This is a genomic window from Pseudomonas frigoris (assembly GCF_047758635.1).
Taxonomy (GTDB): domain Bacteria; phylum Pseudomonadota; class Gammaproteobacteria; order Pseudomonadales; family Pseudomonadaceae; genus Aquipseudomonas; species Aquipseudomonas frigoris.
Genome location: NZ_CP180479.1, coordinates 474,300 through 492,152 on the forward strand (window position 1 = coordinate 474,300; position 17,853 = coordinate 492,152).

Annotated in this window: 19 protein-coding genes; 4 read left to right on the forward strand and 15 right to left on the reverse strand. The window is 58.7% G+C overall.

What is annotated here, in order from left to right:
- Positions 1–128: 128 nt before the first annotated feature.
- From paaE to ACMXYH_RS02280, 9 genes are all read right to left on the reverse strand, one after another.
- Positions 129–1,205, reverse strand: coding sequence for a 1,2-phenylacetyl-CoA epoxidase subunit PaaE (gene paaE / locus ACMXYH_RS02240; protein WP_129439370.1), 1,077 nt, complete (start codon positions 1,203–1,205; stop codon positions 129–131).
- A 26-nt stretch (positions 1,206–1,231) separates the two neighbouring features.
- Positions 1,232–1,738: a 1,2-phenylacetyl-CoA epoxidase subunit PaaD gene (gene paaD / locus ACMXYH_RS02245; RefSeq protein WP_129439368.1), complete on the reverse strand. Its 507-nt coding sequence runs from the start codon at positions 1,736–1,738 to the stop codon at positions 1,232–1,234.
- The gene (paaC, locus tag ACMXYH_RS02250; RefSeq protein WP_415766164.1) at positions 1,725–2,486 is read right to left on the reverse strand and encodes a 1,2-phenylacetyl-CoA epoxidase subunit PaaC; all 762 of its coding nucleotides are present in this window, start codon (positions 2,484–2,486) and stop codon (positions 1,725–1,727) included. The genes paaD and paaC overlap by 14 nt, the downstream gene beginning before the upstream one ends.
- 8 nt (positions 2,487–2,494) lie before the next feature.
- Complete coding sequence (paaB, locus tag ACMXYH_RS02255; RefSeq protein ID WP_129439364.1) at positions 2,495–2,776, reverse strand: 1,2-phenylacetyl-CoA epoxidase subunit PaaB; 282 nt, start codon at positions 2,774–2,776, stop codon at positions 2,495–2,497.
- Positions 2,769–3,755 carry a 1,2-phenylacetyl-CoA epoxidase subunit PaaA gene (gene paaA, locus ACMXYH_RS02260; protein WP_415766165.1) on the reverse strand — a complete coding sequence of 329 codons (987 nt, stop codon included), beginning with the start codon at positions 3,753–3,755 and terminating at the stop codon, positions 2,769–2,771. Before paaA ends, paaB begins: the two co-directional genes overlap by 8 nt.
- Positions 3,756–3,797: 42 nt before the next feature.
- The gene (gene paaK, locus ACMXYH_RS02265) at positions 3,798–5,138 is read right to left on the reverse strand and encodes a phenylacetate--CoA ligase PaaK (protein WP_129439360.1); all 1,341 of its coding nucleotides are present in this window, start codon (positions 5,136–5,138) and stop codon (positions 3,798–3,800) included.
- Positions 5,139–5,140: 2 nt separating this feature from the next.
- A complete protein-coding gene (gene paaG, locus ACMXYH_RS02270; RefSeq protein ID WP_129439358.1) occupies positions 5,141–5,932 on the reverse strand; it encodes a 2-(1,2-epoxy-1,2-dihydrophenyl)acetyl-CoA isomerase PaaG in 792 nt (263 codons plus the stop codon).
- Between the two features lie 191 nt (positions 5,933–6,123).
- Entirely contained in the window at positions 6,124–7,269 is a 1,146-nt protein-coding gene (locus ACMXYH_RS02275) for an acyl-CoA dehydrogenase family protein (RefSeq protein WP_403139229.1), read from the reverse strand.
- Positions 7,270–7,357: 88 nt separating this feature from the next.
- On the reverse strand, positions 7,358–7,768 hold the full coding sequence (locus ACMXYH_RS02280) for an acyl-CoA thioesterase (RefSeq protein WP_129439354.1): 411 nt from the start codon (positions 7,766–7,768) through the stop codon (positions 7,358–7,360).
- A 580-nt stretch (positions 7,769–8,348) separates the two neighbouring features.
- On the opposite strand from ACMXYH_RS02280, the gene ACMXYH_RS02285 reads away from it, so the two are divergent.
- Together ACMXYH_RS02285 and ACMXYH_RS02290 are read left to right on the forward strand one after the other, a co-directional pair.
- Positions 8,349–9,089, forward strand: coding sequence for an SDR family NAD(P)-dependent oxidoreductase (locus ACMXYH_RS02285; protein ID WP_129439352.1), 741 nt, complete (start codon positions 8,349–8,351; stop codon positions 9,087–9,089).
- Between the two features lie 53 nt (positions 9,090–9,142).
- On the forward strand, positions 9,143–10,057 hold the full coding sequence (locus ACMXYH_RS02290; RefSeq protein WP_415766166.1) for an HpcH/HpaI aldolase/citrate lyase family protein: 915 nt from the start codon (positions 9,143–9,145) through the stop codon (positions 10,055–10,057).
- Here ACMXYH_RS02290 and ACMXYH_RS02295 read toward each other — a convergent pair.
- Positions 10,037–10,741 carry a TetR/AcrR family transcriptional regulator gene (locus tag ACMXYH_RS02295; RefSeq protein WP_129439348.1) on the reverse strand — a complete coding sequence of 235 codons (705 nt, stop codon included), beginning with the start codon at positions 10,739–10,741 and terminating at the stop codon, positions 10,037–10,039. The two genes, ACMXYH_RS02290 and ACMXYH_RS02295, sit on opposite strands and share 21 nt — an antisense overlap.
- A 364-nt stretch (positions 10,742–11,105) precedes the next feature.
- Positions 11,106–11,768: a GMP/IMP nucleotidase gene (gene yrfG / locus ACMXYH_RS02300; protein WP_129439346.1), complete on the reverse strand. Its 663-nt coding sequence runs from the start codon at positions 11,766–11,768 to the stop codon at positions 11,106–11,108.
- A 233-nt stretch (positions 11,769–12,001) separates the two neighbouring features.
- Here yrfG and nudE point away from each other — a divergent pair, with 233 nt between their 5' ends.
- Both nudE and cysQ read left to right on the forward strand, forming a co-directional pair.
- Complete coding sequence (nudE, locus tag ACMXYH_RS02305) at positions 12,002–12,568, forward strand: ADP compounds hydrolase NudE (RefSeq protein ID WP_033058385.1); 567 nt, start codon at positions 12,002–12,004, stop codon at positions 12,566–12,568.
- Positions 12,565–13,392 (forward strand): 3'(2'),5'-bisphosphate nucleotidase CysQ, encoded by an 828-nt coding sequence (cysQ, locus tag ACMXYH_RS02310; RefSeq protein ID WP_415766167.1) that lies wholly within the window; start codon positions 12,565–12,567, stop codon positions 13,390–13,392. The genes nudE and cysQ overlap by 4 nt, the downstream gene beginning before the upstream one ends.
- A 99-nt stretch (positions 13,393–13,491) precedes the next feature.
- Here cysQ and ACMXYH_RS02315 read toward each other — a convergent pair whose 3' ends face one another.
- The 4 genes from ACMXYH_RS02315 to rfbC form a co-directional block, all read right to left on the reverse strand.
- Positions 13,492–13,947, reverse strand: coding sequence for a YiiD C-terminal domain-containing protein (locus ACMXYH_RS02315; RefSeq protein WP_415766168.1), 456 nt, complete (start codon positions 13,945–13,947; stop codon positions 13,492–13,494).
- 40 nt (positions 13,948–13,987) lie between these two features.
- Positions 13,988–15,379 carry a sigma-54-dependent transcriptional regulator gene (locus ACMXYH_RS02320; RefSeq protein WP_415766169.1) on the reverse strand — a complete coding sequence of 464 codons (1,392 nt, stop codon included), beginning with the start codon at positions 15,377–15,379 and terminating at the stop codon, positions 13,988–13,990.
- Complete coding sequence (locus tag ACMXYH_RS02325) at positions 15,376–17,184, reverse strand: sensor histidine kinase (RefSeq protein ID WP_415766170.1); 1,809 nt, start codon at positions 17,182–17,184, stop codon at positions 15,376–15,378. The genes ACMXYH_RS02320 and ACMXYH_RS02325 overlap by 4 nt, the downstream gene beginning before the upstream one ends.
- Before the next feature lie 107 nt (positions 17,185–17,291).
- The gene (gene rfbC / locus ACMXYH_RS02330; protein WP_415766171.1) at positions 17,292–17,837 is read right to left on the reverse strand and encodes a dTDP-4-dehydrorhamnose 3,5-epimerase; all 546 of its coding nucleotides are present in this window, start codon (positions 17,835–17,837) and stop codon (positions 17,292–17,294) included.
- Positions 17,838–17,853 lie beyond the last annotated feature (16 nt).

Here is a 17,853-nt window from a genome sequence, read left to right on the forward strand (position 1 = left end):
GAGTTCCTTGATGAGTCGAGTCTTCTCTGCGCTAAAGGCAGTTCAAAGGCGGCTTAGTCACGCAGGTACCAGAAAAGGGCGGTGCTAAAAGTGCTGCAGCAGCGGAACAGTTTTCTTGTTGTGGGGTTTCAAAGTTGATCGAAATCCAGCACTACTCGATCAGAAAGGGGAAAGCATTGGCATGAGAGAACGAAGCCTGCTTCGATCTCGTAATCTTCAAGGGCGAAGTTGCTGTCCATCTCCACTTCACCTTCGACCAACCTGGCCTTGCAGGTCGAACAGACCCCGGCCTTACAGGCGTAGGGTAGTTCTGCGCCGTTCTGGTTGCCGGCGTCGAGAATGCTCAGGGTGTTGCGCGGGAGCTCGAAGGCCAGGCTGTTGCCATCGCTGATCACGGTGATCAGGCTGGTTCTGACGGTGTCTGTCGGGGCGGCCTCGCGAACGGCCTGTTTGCGGCCGGCTGATGGGCTGGCGAACAGTTCGCAGTGCACTCGTGCGGGGTCAAGCTGGTGCTCGATCAACGCTTGTTGAACCTCAATGGTCATCGCATGCGGGCCGCAGATAAACGCATGATCCAACGCTGCGACATCGATCCAGCGAGTGAAGAATTGCCGGCATTTTTGCCCATCCAGGCGACCGTTATAGAGGTCGACATCCTGGCGCTCGCGGCTCATCACGAAGATCAGCTTCAGGCGTTCCAGATAGCGGTCTTTCAGGTCTCCCAGTTGTTCGCGAAACAGCGTCCCGGAACTGGAGCGATTGCCATAGAGCAAGGTGAACTGACTATGCGGTTCCTGCTCGAGCGTGGTCTTGATGATCGACAGCAAAGGCGTGATGCCACTGCCGGCGGCGATGCCCAGATAGCGGCCGTGACGTTGCGCGTCCAGCTCGACAAAAAAATTGCCGCTTGGCGCCATGACGTCCAGATAATCGCCGACGACCAGCGTTTGATTGGCGAACTCGGAGAAGCGCCCGCCGCTGACTTGCTTGACCGCCACCCGCAGCTCGTTTTCATGTGGAGCGCTGCAAATCGAGTAGGAGCGGCGGATTTCTTCGCCATCCAGTTGCGTGCGCAGTACGAGGTACTGGCCCTGCTGAAACTGGAAGGTGTCGCGCAATGCCCCGGGCACATTGAAGAGAATCGAAACCGCATCGCGGGTTTCGCGCCGAATGTCCCGGACCTCCAGTGGGTGAAAGGTGTTCATGGATTTCTCCTGAGTCAGCTACAGACTCAAATGCACTTGAAGTAGTCGAAGGGCTCTTTGCAACGGCGGCACCGGTACAACGCCTTGCAGGCGGTCGAGCCAAACTCGCTGACGGTTTCGGTATCGAGACTCGCACATTGCGGGCAGGGCACCGGGCCGGATTTCTCCTGTGGCGGGGCGATGCCGTAGTCCAGCAGGCGTTGCCGGCCCTGGTTGGTGATCCATTGCGAGCTCCAGGCTGGCGCCAGTCGCTGTTCCAGATAGGGCGTGGCATAGCCTGCGCATTCCAGCGCCTGGCGCACACGTTGCTCGATCATTTCGGTCGCTGGACAGCCGGAATAGGTGGGTGTCAGCACCACCTTCAGCCGGCCGTCCTGGAACAGAATGTCGCGCACGATGCCCAGGTCGACCAGGCTGACCACCGGCACTTCCGGGTCCATCACCTGTGCCATGAGCGACCAGGCGTTTGGCAGGTCCTCGGCCTTCGCCCGACGACCACACCAGTCGGACGCGATCAGCTCACCAGCGTGCATCTGGGTAAGCTCGTGGTAGAGACTGCATGGTCGCCAAAAGCGGGCCGAGGTTTTCCGTGTGCCGTCCCTCGATGCCACTCAAGTAGAAGTAGCGCGCAGGCGGCGGCAGCTTCAGGGTTGCGCGGGCGAGGATGCCCTCTATGGTCTCGCGCCAGGCGTTCACCTGCAGTTGGGGATCGCTGCTCAAACCGACTTGATACTGACGCTGCTCGCGGTCGCTGACCGTGCACAGTTCATGAGTGAAGCGCCACAGCTGATCCAGCGCGCTCTGCATCCGTTGATGGCTGTAGTCGGTGCCGTCGCCCAAGCGCAGCATCCACTCGCTGGAGCGGCGCAGGTGGTAGGTAACTTCTTTCAGGGCTTTGTTGGCGATAGCGGCGACCATCTTGTCGCTGGAGTTCTGCAAACCCTGCAGCCGATGAAAGTGCCAGGCGTCATACAGAAATTGGCGCACGCAGGTTTGCGCATAGTCTCCGTTGGGCTGTTCGACCAACAGCAGATTGCGATACAGATGTTCACCGCGCAGGAACGCCAAGCGGTCGGCATTGCGCCCGTCATTGAGCAGCTCGGCAGCGTACTCCAGCCAGTTGCGAGCCTGGCCGACCAGGTCGAGGCCGACATTCATCAGCGCCAGTTCTTCCTCAATGGCCGGGGCATGCCCGCACAGCTCGCACAGGCGCTGGCCGGTGATCAATGCGCTGTCACCCATTTGCAGCAGATAGTCGATTAGCTCGTCGGTTTGATTCATTATCTGGCTCACATATGCCCCACTTCGTCGGGCAGCTCATAAAAACTGGCGTGCCGATAAACCTTGTCCTGAGACGGTTCGAACAGCATCTCCTTGTCTTGCGGGTTGGAGGCGGTGATCTGGTCCGCCGCGACCACCCACAGGCTGATTCCCTCATTGCGCCGGGTGTAGAGCTCGCGAGCGTTTTCGATGGCCATGCGCGCATCGGTGGCGTGCACGCTGCCAACATGTTTGTGGTTGAGGCCGTGCTTGCTGCGCACGAAGACCTCATACAGCGACCATTCAGACATGCACGGCCTCTCGGTTTTTTTCTTGCTGTTTGCGAGCGTGGGCGGCTGCCGCCTGGCGTACCCAGCTACCTTCTTCGAAGGCTTGGCGGCGGGTATCCAGGCGCTCTTGATTGCAGGGACCATTACCTTCGAGTACGTGGTAGAACTCATCCCACTGGATCTCACCGAAGTCGTAGTGACCGCGTCCGGCGTTCCACTTAAGGTCCGGGTCCGGGACTGTGCAACCGAGGAATTCCAGTTGCGCGATGGTCTGGTCAATGAATCGCTGACGCAGCTCGTCGTTACTGTTGCGTTTGATCTTCCAGGCCATCGATTGCGCGCTGTTGGGCGAGTGCGCGTCACTTGGCCCGAACATCATCAGCACCGGCCACCAGAAGCGATTGATTGAATCCTGAACCATTGCCTTCTGTGCCTCTGTGCCTTGTTTCATCATCACCAACAGCAGCTCGTAGCCTTGGCGCTGATGGAAACTTTCTTCTTTGCAGATCCGCACCATGGCCCGTGCATAGGGGCCGTAGGAGGTCCGTTGCAGGACTACCTGATTGACGATCGCGGCGCCGTCGACCAGCCAGCCGATGGTGCCGACATCGGCCCAGCTCGGCGTTGGGTAGTTGAAAATGCTCGAGTACTTGGCTTGCCCGGCATGCAAGCGGGCGATCTCCTGGTCGCGGTCGGCGCCGAGTGTTTCTGCGGCGCAATACAGGTACAGGCCATGACCGGCTTCATCCTGGATTTTCGCCATGAGTTGCAGCTTGCGTTTGAACGTTGGCGCGCGGGTGACCCAATTGCCTTCCGGGAGCATGCCGACGATTTCCGAGTGGGCATGTTGGGATATCTGACGGATCAGTGATTTTCGGTAGCCGGCGGGCATCCAGTTGTCGGGCTCTATTTTCACTTCAGCCTGGATTTTTTCCATAAAGGCGGCTTCTTCGTCAGACTCGTGGGTCGAGCCGAAATCCTTTTGCGATGAAGATTGCATGAGCGGTTCCTCGTGTGAGTCGAAGACGTGTGAGGTGCGCAATCAGTACTCGCCGCGTCGATCGAAGACGTGGCAAGCCTTTCCTTCCGAGCGCTTGAGCGTGTGGTGGGGCTGTAACTTGATCTGCGTGCTGATGCCGACATGGACCTTGATCTGATGGCCGAATTCGCGACACAGCGCATCCCGCTCAGGCTCGCTCAGCGCGGCGTGCTCCGGGCGCAGTTCGACATGCACTTCAAGGCTGTCGAGGTTGCCGCTGCGATAGATGTGCAGCTCATAGATCGGGCTCAGCGGCGCCTGCTTGAGCAGTTGTTCCTCGATCTGCGTCGGGAACACGTTGACCCCGCGGATGATCAGCATGTCGTCGCTACGACCGGTGATTTTGTCCAGGCGACGCATGGCTCGACCGGTGCCTGGCAACAGTCGGGTCAGGTCACGGGTGCGATAACGAATCATCGGCAGTGCCTCGCGGCTGAGCGAGGTCAGCACCAGCTCACCGAACTGCCCGTCGGGCAATACCGCGCCGGTGTCGGGGTCGATGATTTCAGGGTAGAAATGGTCTTCCCAAAGTGTCGGGCCGTCTTTGGTGTCCAGGCATTCCATGGCAACGCCCGGTCCCATCAGCTCGGACAATCCATAGATATCCAGTGCCTGAATGCCGAGCCGTTGTTCCAGCTCGCTCCGCATCTGCGCGCTCCACGGCTCTGCACCAAAGATGCCGACCCGCAGTGACAGATCTTCGGTGGCGATACCCTGACGCTCGATTTCTTCGGCGATGTTGAGCATGTAAGACGGCGTGACCATGATGATGTCGGGACGGAAATCCTGGATCAGTTGGACTTGTCGAGCGGTCTGCCCGCCAGACATCGGGATAACCGTGCAGCCGAGTTTCTCCGCACCGTAATGTGCGCCCAGGCCACCGGTGAACAGGCCGTAACCGTAGGCAATGTGAATACGGTCGCCGCTGTGCCCGCCCGCCACGCGAATCGAGCGGGCCACCAGTGAGGCCCAGACATCGATGTCGTTGCGGGTGTAACCGACCACTGTCGGTTTGCCGGTGGTGCCACTGGAGGCGTGCAGACGAACCACTTGCTCCATGGGCACGGCGAACAGCCCGAAAGGGTAGTGCTCGCGCAGCTCGGCTTTGCTGGTCAACGGGAAGCGTGCCAGATCTTCCAGGTTGTTCAGGTCGTAAGGGTGAACCCCCAAATCATGGAACTGCTGGCGATGCCACGGGACGTTGGTGTAGGCGTGTGACAGGCTCCATCGCAAACGTTGCAACTGGTGGTGCCGCAGTTGGTCGATCGACGCGTGTTCAAGTGCGTCATCGTGAGTATTGAGCAGCGGTCTGACCGCAGTGTCCAAACGTGCGATTGCGTCCATTTTCAACGACCCTTGAAGTGAGTGCTGCGCTTCTCGATAAAAGCGTTGAGGCCTTCACTGAAGTCCTCGCTTTGCCCTGCCAGCGTCTGCAACTCGCGTTCCGTTTCAAGCTGCTGATCCAGGCTGTGTTGCTGGCTTAAATCCATGCAGCGCTTGAGCAGACCGAGAGCGTAGGTCGGTTGCGTGGCAAGGTGCCTAGCCAGCAGCAGCGCTTCGTCTGCAAGCTCACTGTCATCTACGCAACGCCAGATCATTCCCCACTGTTGTGCTTGCTCGGCGCTGATGCGCTCGCCCAACATAAACAGCGCTTTGGCTCGAGCGCTGCCGATCAGGCGTGGAAGTACCCAGCTGACGCCTGAATCGGGTATCAGGCCAACCTTGCCGAAGGCCTGAATAAAACTGGCGCTGCGGGCCGCGATGACCAGGTCGGCGGTAAGAGCGATACTGGCTCCAGCTCCGGCGGCTACGCCGTTGACGGCGCAGATCACCGGAATTGGCAGGTCACGCAAGGCTCTGATCAGCGGGTTGTAGTCATGCTCGAGCAGGTCGCCCAGGTTTGCTGGTGTTCCGTCAGGATTTATCTGCAACGACGCCAGATCCTGCCCGGCGCAAAACGCCCGGCCTTTGCCGGTCAGCAACAGGGCGCGAATACCTGGATCTTGCCGAACCAGAGCCAACGCTTGGCGCAGTTGCTCGTGCATGTCTGCGGTAAAGCTGTTGAATTGGTCCGGACGATTCAGAACCACGACAGCGACACCTTGATCCACAGAGAAAAGAATGTTCTCGCTATTCATCTCAAGCCACTCATCATTGATGCAATTGGTTGTACCGGCACGCGGCCGTTAACCACGCAGTGAGGCTGATACAACGTCGCACGCAGTGTTATGCATTCGATAAGGCGTCACAGCTCAACCTAAAGCCGACAGCACACTGTTTAGAGTGCGCAGGATCAACCGGCTATTAAGTTGGCTGCATTGCTGTTTTGTTATTCTGTATGGGATGCCAGTCGAAGCATTTGATTGAATATATTTTTTTGATGCATTTCTTCTGTGCCGCCGACACTGGCAAAGCCCAGAGCATCTTTAACAAAGGTAGCGATGCCACCTTCGTGATAGCCGATACTGCCATACAGTTTTACCAGACTTAGTGCAGTTTCTATCAAGTCTTGGGCACTGGTAAGTTTAGCGATGGAACAACTCATCAACGCCTGGGGATGACCATTAAGAAGTTGGTACAGCGCGGCATAGACCATCCAGCGATTGCGCTCCATGCCAATGGTCATATTGATCAGGCGCTTTTGTACATATTGGTGGCTGTCGATTGAACTATTGAAGCTTTGTCGCTCGGCGGCGTAGCGCACGGCCTCGGCAACATAAGGCGTTGGCAGGTTGACTGCCACCAGACCGTAATAAAGTCGGCCCAAAGAAATAATGTCGATCAGTTGTTGCAGGCCGCGACCGGCTTTGCCCAGTACTTGGCAAGCCTGTACCTGAACGTTGTCGAAGTACAGCGGGCCGGTAGGTAGATTCTTGTTGCCGAGCTTGTCATCCGGCTCGCCTCTGCTCAGGCCTTGCATGTCGCCGTCGAGCAGGACCAGCGCGATATTGTGCTTTGGCATATCGGCCAGTTTGGTCACGATCAGCATGAAGTCGGCGATCGGTGCGTGAGCGATATTGTATTTGCTGCCGGTCAGGCTGTAGCCGTCGGCGGTAGGGCTGAGCGTGCTGTCGATGCTTCTGACGTCGGTACCGGTGCCAGGTTCGGCGATCCCGGTGGCGCTGATTGCGCCGTTGAGAATCGCCTGAAGGTATCGGTCCTTCTGGCTTTCGCTGCCATACAGCATCAACGCCCGAACCATACCGGCCTGAGCGATGACCGAGAGCAGCAGCTCTGGTGTGCGGATCGAAGAGGCCAGCCCTTCAAGCGCTGCAGTGAAGCCCCACCAGTCTTCTCCCGTGCCGCCGTGACTGGATGGAATTACCAGTTTCCATAGTCCCTCCTCGCAGAGGCGGCTCCAACCGGCATGGTCAAACCCAACCGGTGTGCCTTTGTTTGCACTTGCCAGTTGCCCGCCGATTTCACGGTATTTCTCGAGCAGGCTTCGTTGTTCGGTAGTCCAGGACAGCAGCATATTTGCGTTACCTATCAATACACCCTAGACGCCGGCCTGGTGGCATCGGCCAGCGATCATTGTTCGAGTCGTGGTCGGGTTTCGATCACTACTCCTGGAAGGCCAGAACCTGGTTTTTGAATTCGTCGGGGACGGTGATGGTGCGATTGCCCGCGTAGTCGAACATCACATGTTTGGACAGGCCTTTAGCGACAGTGGTTTTCCCTGCATCGCTAAGGTGCATGATGTGCTCCATCTCGAAGCTCTTGTTGCCGAACTCGATAACACGGCTGGTGACAGTCACGATGTTGCCATAGACCGCTGGCTTAACATATTCGCAGGAGGTCTTGACCATGATGTGCGGAAGCTTTTGATCCTTCGGCAGGTTCAGCAGGTTGTGCATGTAGCTCAGGTAAGCGTGCTGCAAGTAGTCGTAGTAAACAGGGCTGCTTACATGACCCATCGAGTCGGTGTCGCGATATTTAACTTCGATGACGGTATCAAATCCATTGTTGCCCATTGCAGTACCCTCTTGGCTTAGTGAGACATCTGAGTTGTGCTGGCGAGAAGCGTTGGTGTGTTCATCAAAGCGTTGAACTTTATGACGCTTTGATGACTAATAGTTCTAGGCGCTCTCAGCGCTTGTCACAACTTGTTACTCATGCTACGGCACAGGTATTAGTGTGGCTACTCGCATTCCGTTGCGCTCGAAAAGACTGACGAAACTTCCAACTTGGCGAGCGCGGACCTATCGATAGGTAGCGCAGAGTCGCTGTTCTCGGTCTTATTTCATCTGAGGGGTGCGTAAACAGAAGAGCAACTTCAGTCCGTATAAGGCTGGCGTACTCGCATTTTCAGAAACGCTGTTGTATTCCTATTGTCGGACAATACACATTAACGACCGAGTAGAAATAAATGCGAGTAATAAGTCGCTTTAGACTGCTGTATTAACCATGGGCTGTCTGTTTGGCATGCGAGTAGTGAGGCTGTCCGGGTTCTTTTAGCATAAGCGCTCGTTCTGGCTCGTCCAGTCGAGTGGGTGGGTACCTGATCAAGGCTCACGCCGACCCGCAACGGAATGCTCAAGGAGTCCCGCTCAGATGTCTTCATCACAACCCGTGGCCGTAGTGACTGGCGCCGCCAGCGGCATTGGCGCAGCCACTGCACGACACTTGCACCAGTTGGGATTTTTGGTCGCAGGCCTGGACATGAATGCGCAGGGGCTGGAGGAAGCGATCGGTGGGCTGGGTAGCCAGCACCGCGGGTTTGTTGCCGATGTCTGTAACGAGCAGGCGCTGGCTCGGGTGTTCCAGCAGATCGATGATTGGCAGGGTCGGATAGACGCCCTGGCAACCTGTGCCGGGGTAGTCGATACCTCACCTTTTGATTCGCTCACGGCTGCGCGTTTCCGAACACTGATGGATATCAACCTGATCGGCACCTTCAGTGTCGTGCAATTGGCTGTGCCGCGAATGAGCCCGGGTGCTCGCATCTGCACTGTGGCCAGTGTCGCCGGGCTGCGCGGTGGTGGCTTGGCCGGGACTCTGGCCTATGCCGCCAGCAAGGGCGCGGTGGTGACCATGACCAAGGGCCTTGCCCGCGAATTGGGCCCTCGAGGTATTAACGTCAATTGTGTCGCCCCCGCCGTGATTCGTACCCCGATGCTCGATGACACCACTCGTCAGGATGGCCAGTTGCAGCGTTTGCATGAGATGACCGCATTGCGTCGTGAAGGCTCGGCGAACGAAGCCGCCGAGGTTATCGCGTGGTTGTTGTCCGGCAAGGCCTCATTTGTCAGTGGTGTGACTATTCCGGTGGATGGCGGCCTGACCATGCTCTAGAAGTACCTCGTATTTTTTCCTCTCTCAACCCAACAGATCATCAGGAAGATGCTATGGCTATGTCCCCCGAAAACCCGTTGGCGCTATGCCGTACGTTCTTGTTTGTACCAGGCGCAGAAGAGGTCGCGCTGCATGCGGCACTGCAAACGGGTGCCGATGTCCTGGTACAGGAGCTGGAAGATTTCACGCCGCCGGCCAGGCGCGCAGAGGCCCGCGCATTATCGGCGAGAGTCATGGACCATTGGCGCGAGTGCGGGCGTATCACTTCGGTGCGCATCAATCCCTTCGAAACGTGCGGCCATGATGATCTAAGTGCGGTTATGGTCGGCCGGCCGGCAATCATCATGATGTCGAAAGTCGAATCCACTGAACAGATGATCGAGTTGGACCAGCAAATTACCCGGCTGGAGTCGATGCTTTCGATCAAGCAGGGCTCAACGCTGATTGTCCCGAACATCGAAACCGCCCTGGGTGTGGTGCGAGCGATCGATATCGCGCATTCGAGCCCGCGAATCAAGGGAATGCTGGTAGCGACTGAAGATATGGTCGCTGACCTCGGTGCCGGGCGCAGTAGAGAAGGGACCGAGCTGTTCTATCCCCGATCCCGTTTTCTCCTTGAATGCGCTGCTGCCGGAGTCCTGGCGATTGATTCGCCCTATACCTTTGCTGATGACGAGGGCGCCGAAGCGGACATGCGCGTTGCGCGCTCTATCGGTTATCAGGCAAAAGGTGTGGTCAATCCGGATCACGTGGCCGTTGCCAATCGCTATCTGACACCGACAAGTGCCGATGCCGAGTTGTCAGTTCGCCAGATCGAGGCCTTCGAACAGGCTGCCAGTGGCGGTAAGGTGCGGGCAGAAGTGGATGGGCTAATTGTTGAGGTGCCAAGCTATCTACAATCCAGGCGACTGCTCAATCGTTATGAGCAATTGTGCGCGGTGCAGGCGTTACGCCGCGGGGGCGCATGAGTGCGCCATGCGGGCGTTGGTGCGGTTTTTTGCAATCCGTCGCGCGCGGGAAACCAGTAGCGAAGTGTTGTTGGCTGTCCCGCACAGATAGCCCATGACTGAGTCGCAGATGGCTTTTTCGATAGCCTTGGGGCAAAAATCGGGGCATTCGATCACATAGGCATGTATCAGTGACCTGATCATCCGGGTCACTAGCCAGGCGGCCAGCTGGATATCGTTTTGCACCAGTTGGTCGGCCCAGCGCCCCAGCAGGTCCTGCACCATTAGCGGGATTTCCGCTTTATACGCATCCTCGGTCGTCTGATCATTCAAGAACGAGAACTCTTGCTCCAGCAGTCGATGCAGCTCCGGCTCCTTCGTATGTGGGGTCAGGAAGGCTCGTACCAAGTGCTCGATATGCCCTTGCAGGCTGGAGATGTCTGAGCGGGTCAGAAGGCCTTGGATGGCTTCGTGAGTGGCCTTGACCTTGCGATAGTGCAGGGCGGCTATCAGTGAGTCTTTGTTGGGGAAATACTGATAGACCGATCCGACGCTGACGCCGGCCAGCTGCGCGACCAGGTTGGTATTGGTCCCGGCATAGCCATGTTTGACCACCACGTTGGCAGTGGTTTCGAGGATGGCCTCGACCATCATTTTCGAACGAGTCTGGGTGGGGGCCTTACGAGGATGTTGGATGTGCTTCACGGATAACTCCAGAGTCTGTCTATTTTCCCTGTATCTGAGTTACTGCCATTGGGACCGCTGGAACTGACGCCGAGCGCTGCCTCTGGAGGATTTGCTCCTTTTAGGTGCGCGCGACTCCCCTGCGTGGAAGCGACCAAGCTACGGCAGCGCATACGTGCCCCTGACGCAGTAACTTATTTACCGTGACGATTCTTGATCCTTAATAGGCGTTCGAAAATGCTTTTATGTGCAGTTTATAGTTAGCGTTCAGGACATGTATCGAGCGCGGGAGTAGGGTTAAGCTAGTGAGCTTTTTGCATAGGCGGGAGCCTGCGGGCTGGCCTTTGGCGGTCAGCGCGGCGGCTTTTTTCGTTTACAGACAGTTCTAAAGGCCTTCGATCAATTCTCGATAATCCCCCACCGCCGCAAACTCTGCGGTGTCTTTGGGCCCTTTGCGGCTGTCCGGTTCGCTCACGGCCAATAGATGCGCAACCCCAAAGTCGCGGGCGCTACGCAGAATTGGCAAGGTGTCGTCGATAAACAGACTGCGCGCCGGGTCGAAGCCGATGTCCGCCTGCAGGGCATCCCAGAATTGCGGGTTTTCCTTGGCGAACCCGTAATCGTGGGAACTGATCAACCGCTCGAAGTACGGCGCCAGTTCGATTCTTTCCAGTTTCAATGACAGCGAATCGCGGTGTGCATTGGTGATTAGCACCACGCGCTTGCCGGCCTGTTTGATGGCGGCCAGAAAGGTGTCCGCGTCCGGTCGCAAGGCGATCAGGTGCGCGGTTTCCAGTTTCAGTTCGCGCACCGGCAGTTTGAGCTCGGCGCTCCAGAAATCCAGGCAATACCACTGCAACTGGCCGGCGTTGCGTTCGAACAACGGCTGCAATTCCATCTCGGCCATGGCCCGACTCACCCCGTGCAATTCGGCGTAACGCTGGGGCAGGTGTTCCATCCAGAAATGGTTGTCGTAATGCAGGTCCAGCAGCGTGCCGTCCATATCCAACAGAACGGTGTCGATGTCGCGCCAGGGCAGCAGGGACATAAAAAACTTCTCCAGCGGTAAAAAAGATATCCGACGTAAACAATCAGGATAGGCCGGGTAAAGGCTGGTTTGAAAGCGTCGCGAGCGAAGGGAGTGCAAGGAAAAAACAGGCGAGGACGGGGAGTTTACGAGTTGTAAATGACCCGTCCGAGCCTGTTTTTGACGCAGCAATCCCGAGCGCAGCAGCTTTCAATCAGCCTGTATAGTAACGCGTTCACGCCAAGGAGCTTCTTATGCGCCAGAAACCCACCATCCTCGCCCGCGAGATCGTCGCCACCAGCCGTTTGTTCTGCGTCGAAGAGCTGAAGTTGCGCTTTTCCAATGGCGTGGAGCGCACGTATGAGCGACTGGTGGGCAAGGGCGCCGGTTATGGCGCGGTGATGATCGTGGCGATGCTGGATGCGGACCACGCGGTGCTGGTTGAAGAGTATTGCGGCGGCACCGATGAATACGAGCTGTCCTTGCCCAAAGGCTTGATCGAGCCGGGCGAGGACGTGCTGGCGGCGGCCGAGCGGGAGCTCAAGGAAGAGGCCGGGTACGGCGCGCGGCAACTGGAGCATTTGACTGAGTTGTCGTTGTCGCCCGGTTACATGAGCCAGAAGATCCAGGTGGTGTTGGCCACCGATTTGTACGAAGAAAGCCTTGAAGGCGATGAGCCCGAGCCGATGGGCGTGGACAAAATCAACCTGCGTGAGTTGTCGGCCCTGGCCCAGAACCCGCGATTCACTGAGGGCCGCGCATTGGCAGCACTGTATCTGGCCCGTGATCTACTGACTCAGCGTGGAGTGTTCCAGCCATGATTTTCCCCCATCCGTTGATGGCGCCTGTTGTTGAACTGGCGCTGAAAGCCGGTGCAGCGATTCTGCCGTTTTGGCGTGCCAACGTCGCCGTGACTGCAAAATCCGATAATTCCCCGGTGACGGCCGCCGACATGGCCGCTCACCATGTGATTCTGGCCGGGCTGACGGCGCTGGACCCGAGCATCCCGGTGCTGTCCGAAGAAGATGCCAACATTCCCCAGAGCGTGCGCGCCGGGTGGCAGCGTTGGTGGCTGGTGGACCCGCTGGACGGAACCAAGGAGTTCATCTCCGGTAGCGAAGAATTTACCGTCAACATCGCGCTGATCGAGCAGGGGCGTGTGGTGTTTGGCGTGGTGTCGATGCCGACCAACGGACGCTTCTACGTCGGTGGTGCGGGTCTGGGCGCGTGGCGTGGCGATAAAGACGCGGAGCCTTTGCCGATTCAGGTTCGCGAGGTTCCTGCTGAGGGTGAAGCGTTTACCGTGGTTGCCAGTCGTCGGCATTCGAGTCCTGAGCAGGAGCGCTTGCTGGCCGGGTTGAGCGACAGTCTGGGTGAGCTGCAATTGGCCAATATCGGCAGTTCGCTGAAGTTCTGTTTGTTGGCGGAGGGGGCGGCGGATTGTTATCCGCGGTTGGCGCCGACTTCGCAGTGGGACACGGCGGCGGCGCAAGGCGTGCTGGAAGGGGCGGGCGGTGAGGTGCTGGATTTGAGCGGTGCGCCGTTTAGTTATCCGGCGCGAGAGTCGTTGTTGAATGCATTTTTCCTGGCGCTGCCGGCGAAGGCTGCCTGGCGCGAAAAACTGCTGGCGTTGGCGCGGGCGTAAGATCAAAAGATCGCAGCCTCGTTTCACTCGACAGCTCCTACAGGGGCATGCGTTTCTCTGTAGGAGCTGTCGAGTGAAACGAGGCTGCGATCTTTTGCTTTAGCGGTGGAGTACGTACTGCCCAGTAGACTTCACGGCATCGTCATTACTGTCCGTATTTACGATCCGAGAATGCAGTGTCAACCGCGCCCGTCCATACCGCTTATACATCGCCAAAAACTTCTTCCAAACCGCCGCACTCGGCGCATGGCAAATCGCTGTCGCGTCCATGGTCACCGGCAGCGGATAGCTGATCTGTCCTTCCTGAATCACGATGTGCCCGCCTTCAACCCCTTCTTCACGCAAACGCAGATGCAACCAACCCCAACCGGCCAGCACCGCGCCGCAATACAGGCTGCCGCCGAACATGGTGCTTTTATGATTGACGTTGGCCTCCAGCGGCAAGTGCAGGCGCAGTTGCTGGTCGTGCCAGTCGAGCACTTTGAGGCCCATGTCCCGGGTAAGGGGAATGTCGCGATGGAGGACTGATTCCAGATGACGGCTGTCGCGGCTCATGCACGGATCTCTTGTTTGAAGATGATGATTTGACGGTAGCTCAATCGGGGTCGTCGGTGTGGCTGCTGCCACCGTCGGCGAAGTTCAGCCCGTGTTTGCGCAGTTTGTCGTGCAAGGTCTTGCGTGGGATGCCAAGGGCTTCGGCGAGGCTGCGCACCGAGCTGTGAGAACGCGCCAGTTCGGCGGCGATCAAGCTCTTCTCGAAGTTTTCCACTTGTTCGCTGAGACCGCCGCTGACCACGTCGACCGTCATGCCGACAGCGCCATCTGCTGCGTTATTGTCCAGGGCCAGTTCCAGGCCCAGGGCAAAGCGTTCGGCGGCGTTCTGCAATTCCCGCACGTTACCCGGCCAGGTGTGGCGCAGCAGAAGGGCGCGTTGTCCCGGTTGCAACTCGTGGGGTGGTAGGCCGTGGCGAGCGCTGGCTTCATCGGCGAAATGCTGGAACAGCATCAGCGCATCTTCGCCACGCTCGCGCAGCGGTGGAATACGCAGCGGTGCGACGTTCAGGCGGTAATACAAGTCGGCACGGAAGCGGCCCTGATCGGCGGATTGACGCAGGTCTTCCTTGGTCGCGGCGATGATGCGGATGTCCAGCGGGATCAGCTGATTGCCGCCCAGGCGCTCGACGACCCGCTCTTGCAGCAAGCGCAGCAATTTCACCTGTACATCCAGGCTCATGCTTTCGATTTCATCCAGGAACAACGTGCCGCCATTGGCGAATTCGAACTTGCCGATGCGACGCTTTTGCGCGCCGGTAAAGGCGCCTGGCTCGTGACCGAACAGCTCGCTTTCTACCACCGACTCGGCCAGGGCGCCGGCGTTGATTGCTACAAACGGACCGTTACGACGGCTCGACAGATCGTGCAACGCACGTGCGACAACTTCTTTACCGGCGCCGGTTTCGCCAAGGATCAGCACATCGGCCTTGGTCGCTGCCAATGCACCGATCTGCTCGCGCAGGCGCAGCATCGGCGCCGATTGCCCGACCAATCGGGTGCTCAGCTCATTGCGATCGCTCAGGGCCAGACGCAGGCTGCGGTTGTCCAGCACCAGCCGGCGCAGGGCCAGGGCGCGGCGCACGCTGTCGAGCAAGGCGTCGCTGGCAAAGGGTTTTTCCAGAAAGTCATAAGCCCCGGCGCGCATGGCCTGCACCGCCAGCGGCACATCGCCGTGACCGGTAATCAGCAGCACCGGCAGTTCCGGATCCTGGGCATGCAGTTCAGTCAGCAATTCGAGACCGTCCATGCCCGGCATGCGGATGTCACTGACCACCACGCCGGGCCAGTCGCGTTCCAGTTGCGCGGCCAGGCCCTTGGCTTCGGCCAGTGGCAGAATTTTCAGGCCGGCGAGGTCCAGGGTCTGGCTCAGGGCTTGACGCAGGTGCGGATCGTCGTCGATCAGCACGACCTGGATGCGGTTGTCGATGGTCATGCACTTCGGTCCTCGGACGGTTGCAGGCTCACACCCGGTGCGCCTGCACGCAGCTTCAGGGTAATCAGGGCGCCACCTTCCTTGTGGTTGGCGAACGACAGTTCACCACCGAAGGCACGCATCAGGGTTTCGCAAATCGCCAGCCCCAACCCAAGCCCCTGAGTGCGGGTCTTGGTGGTGTAGAAGGGCTCGCTGGCGCGGCCAAGTGCCTCCAGGCAGAACCCGGGGCCATTGTCGCGAATGTACAGATTGACGCCGTCGGCAGTGGATTGGGCACTCAACCAGAGCTTACGCGGCGGGCCTTTTTCCGTCAGGGCGTCCAAGGCGTTGGCCAGCAGATTGCCGAGCACCTGACGCAGACGGGTTTCCCCGGCCTCGACCCACAGGGTGGCGGCCGGCAAGTCGCGGATCAGCTCGACTTCCATGCTGCGTCGACGCTTGGCCAGCAGCGCCAGCGCATCGTCCAGCGCCGGTTGCAGGGCGACGCTTTCCGGGGCGTGGCGATCGCGCCGAGCGAAGGCGCGCAGGTGGGCGATGATCGAGGCCATGCGCCCGGTCAGTTCGCTGATCAGCTTGAGGTTGCCGCGCGCATCGTCGGTGCGCTGATGGTCGAGCAGCACTTCGGCGTTTTCCGCGTAGCTGCGGATCGCTGCCAGCGGTTGATTCAATTCGTGGCTGATGCTTGCTGACATGGTGCCAAGGGCCGACAGTTTGCCGGCCTGCACCAGATCATCCTGGGCGCGTACCAATTCTTGCTGGGCTTGTTCGCGTTCCAGCACTTCCTGTTTCAGTCGACGGTTGAGGCCTTCGAGGTCGCTGGTCCGCTCGGCTACCCGGCCTTCCAGCTCCTGACGGGCCTTGGCTTCGAAGGCGATTCGTTCGAGGTAATGACGGCGTCGCTGCATCATCAGACCCAGCAGCAACATCAAGACCAACAATGTCGCGCCGCCGATGGCGACGACCGTGCGTACCGGGCGATCGATCAAAGTGCGTGGGGCGAGGATGCTGACATTCCAACCGGTTTCTGCGATGGGCTGGGTTTGTGTCAGCCAGGCGTTGGGGTTGAGCCGCAATGGTTTGGGATCACGGGTCGGATAAGGTTGAATCGCAGTAATAGCCTTACGTTCCTCTTCGCCCAACGGGCGGGTCGAGCGGAATCGCCACTCGGGCCGCGACGTGAGAATGACCACCCCGTTATGGTCGGTCAGCAGCAGTTGTTCCGGGGTTTTGCCCCAGAGGCTTTCGGTGTGGTCCAGGTCGACCTTGACCACCAGCACGCCGATGATCTTTTCGCCGTTACGCACGGCGGCGGCGAAGAAATAGCCACGCTTGGCCGAGGTTGTGCCCAAACCGAAAAAGCGCCCAAGCCGCCCGGCCATGGCTTCGCTGAAATACGGCCGGAAGGAAAAATTACGCCCGACGAAACTGTCGTGTTTGTCCCAATTGGACGCGGCCAGGGTCTTGCCCGTGGTGTCCATCAGGTACATGACTTCGGCGCCGGTCTGGGCACTGATATTTTTCAACAAGCGATTGGCGTTGCCCTGGGTGACGCCATCGTCGGGCGCGCCGAGGACGGCTCGCAGGGCCGGCAGATCGCCGAGGATTTGCGGCAACACTTCATAACGGTGCAGGGTACCCAGCAGGTTGGCGACGTAAAGGTCGAGCGTCTGACGGTTCTGCCCGGCCAGTTCGCTGCGGTAGTAACGCTCGGCCAGATGCTCCAGCGGCCACAGCAATGGCGCCAGGCACAGTGCGAGCAGGGCCAGGCTGCGCCAGCGGGGTCTGCGGGGGAGGGTTGGAGTCATGAGCATCGAGCGCCTGTGGGTACAGGCGCATTATGCCTAGGCTTGCGGGTGCAGTCTGCGTACCCGTGGGTCTGGCACGCATGTGCGGTGAAGATTCAGACGATGTTTCAGGAAAAGACGTCAGCGTCCTTGAAGAACGCGGCGGCCTGATCTTTACCGGACAGTTGCGGTGCTTCATCCAGTTGCCAATCGATGGCCAGGTCCGGATCGTCCCAGCGAATGCTGCGCTCGGCGGACGGTGTGTAGTAGTCGGTGGTTTTGTAGAGAAATTCGGCGAACTCGCTCAGCACCACGAAACCGTGGGCGAAACCCTCCGGGACCCACATTTGACGATGGTTGTCGGCGGACAGACGCACAGCCACCCATTTGCCGAAATGTGGCGAGCTGCGGCGAATGTCCACCGCCACGTCGAGTACTTCACCCACTGTGACGCGAACCAGTTTGCCCTGAGTGTTTTCCAGTTGGTAATGCAGGCCGCGCAATACGCCTTTTTGCGAGCGGGAATGGTTGTCTTGAACGAAATTCGTCTCCAGGCCAGTCGCTTCTTTGAAAGCCTTGGCATTGAAGCTTTCATAGAAGAAACCGCGCTCGTCACCAAATACCCTGGGTTCGATGATCAGAACACCGGGAAGGTCGGTGGTGACTACTTTCATGGTCTTTCTCCAGCAA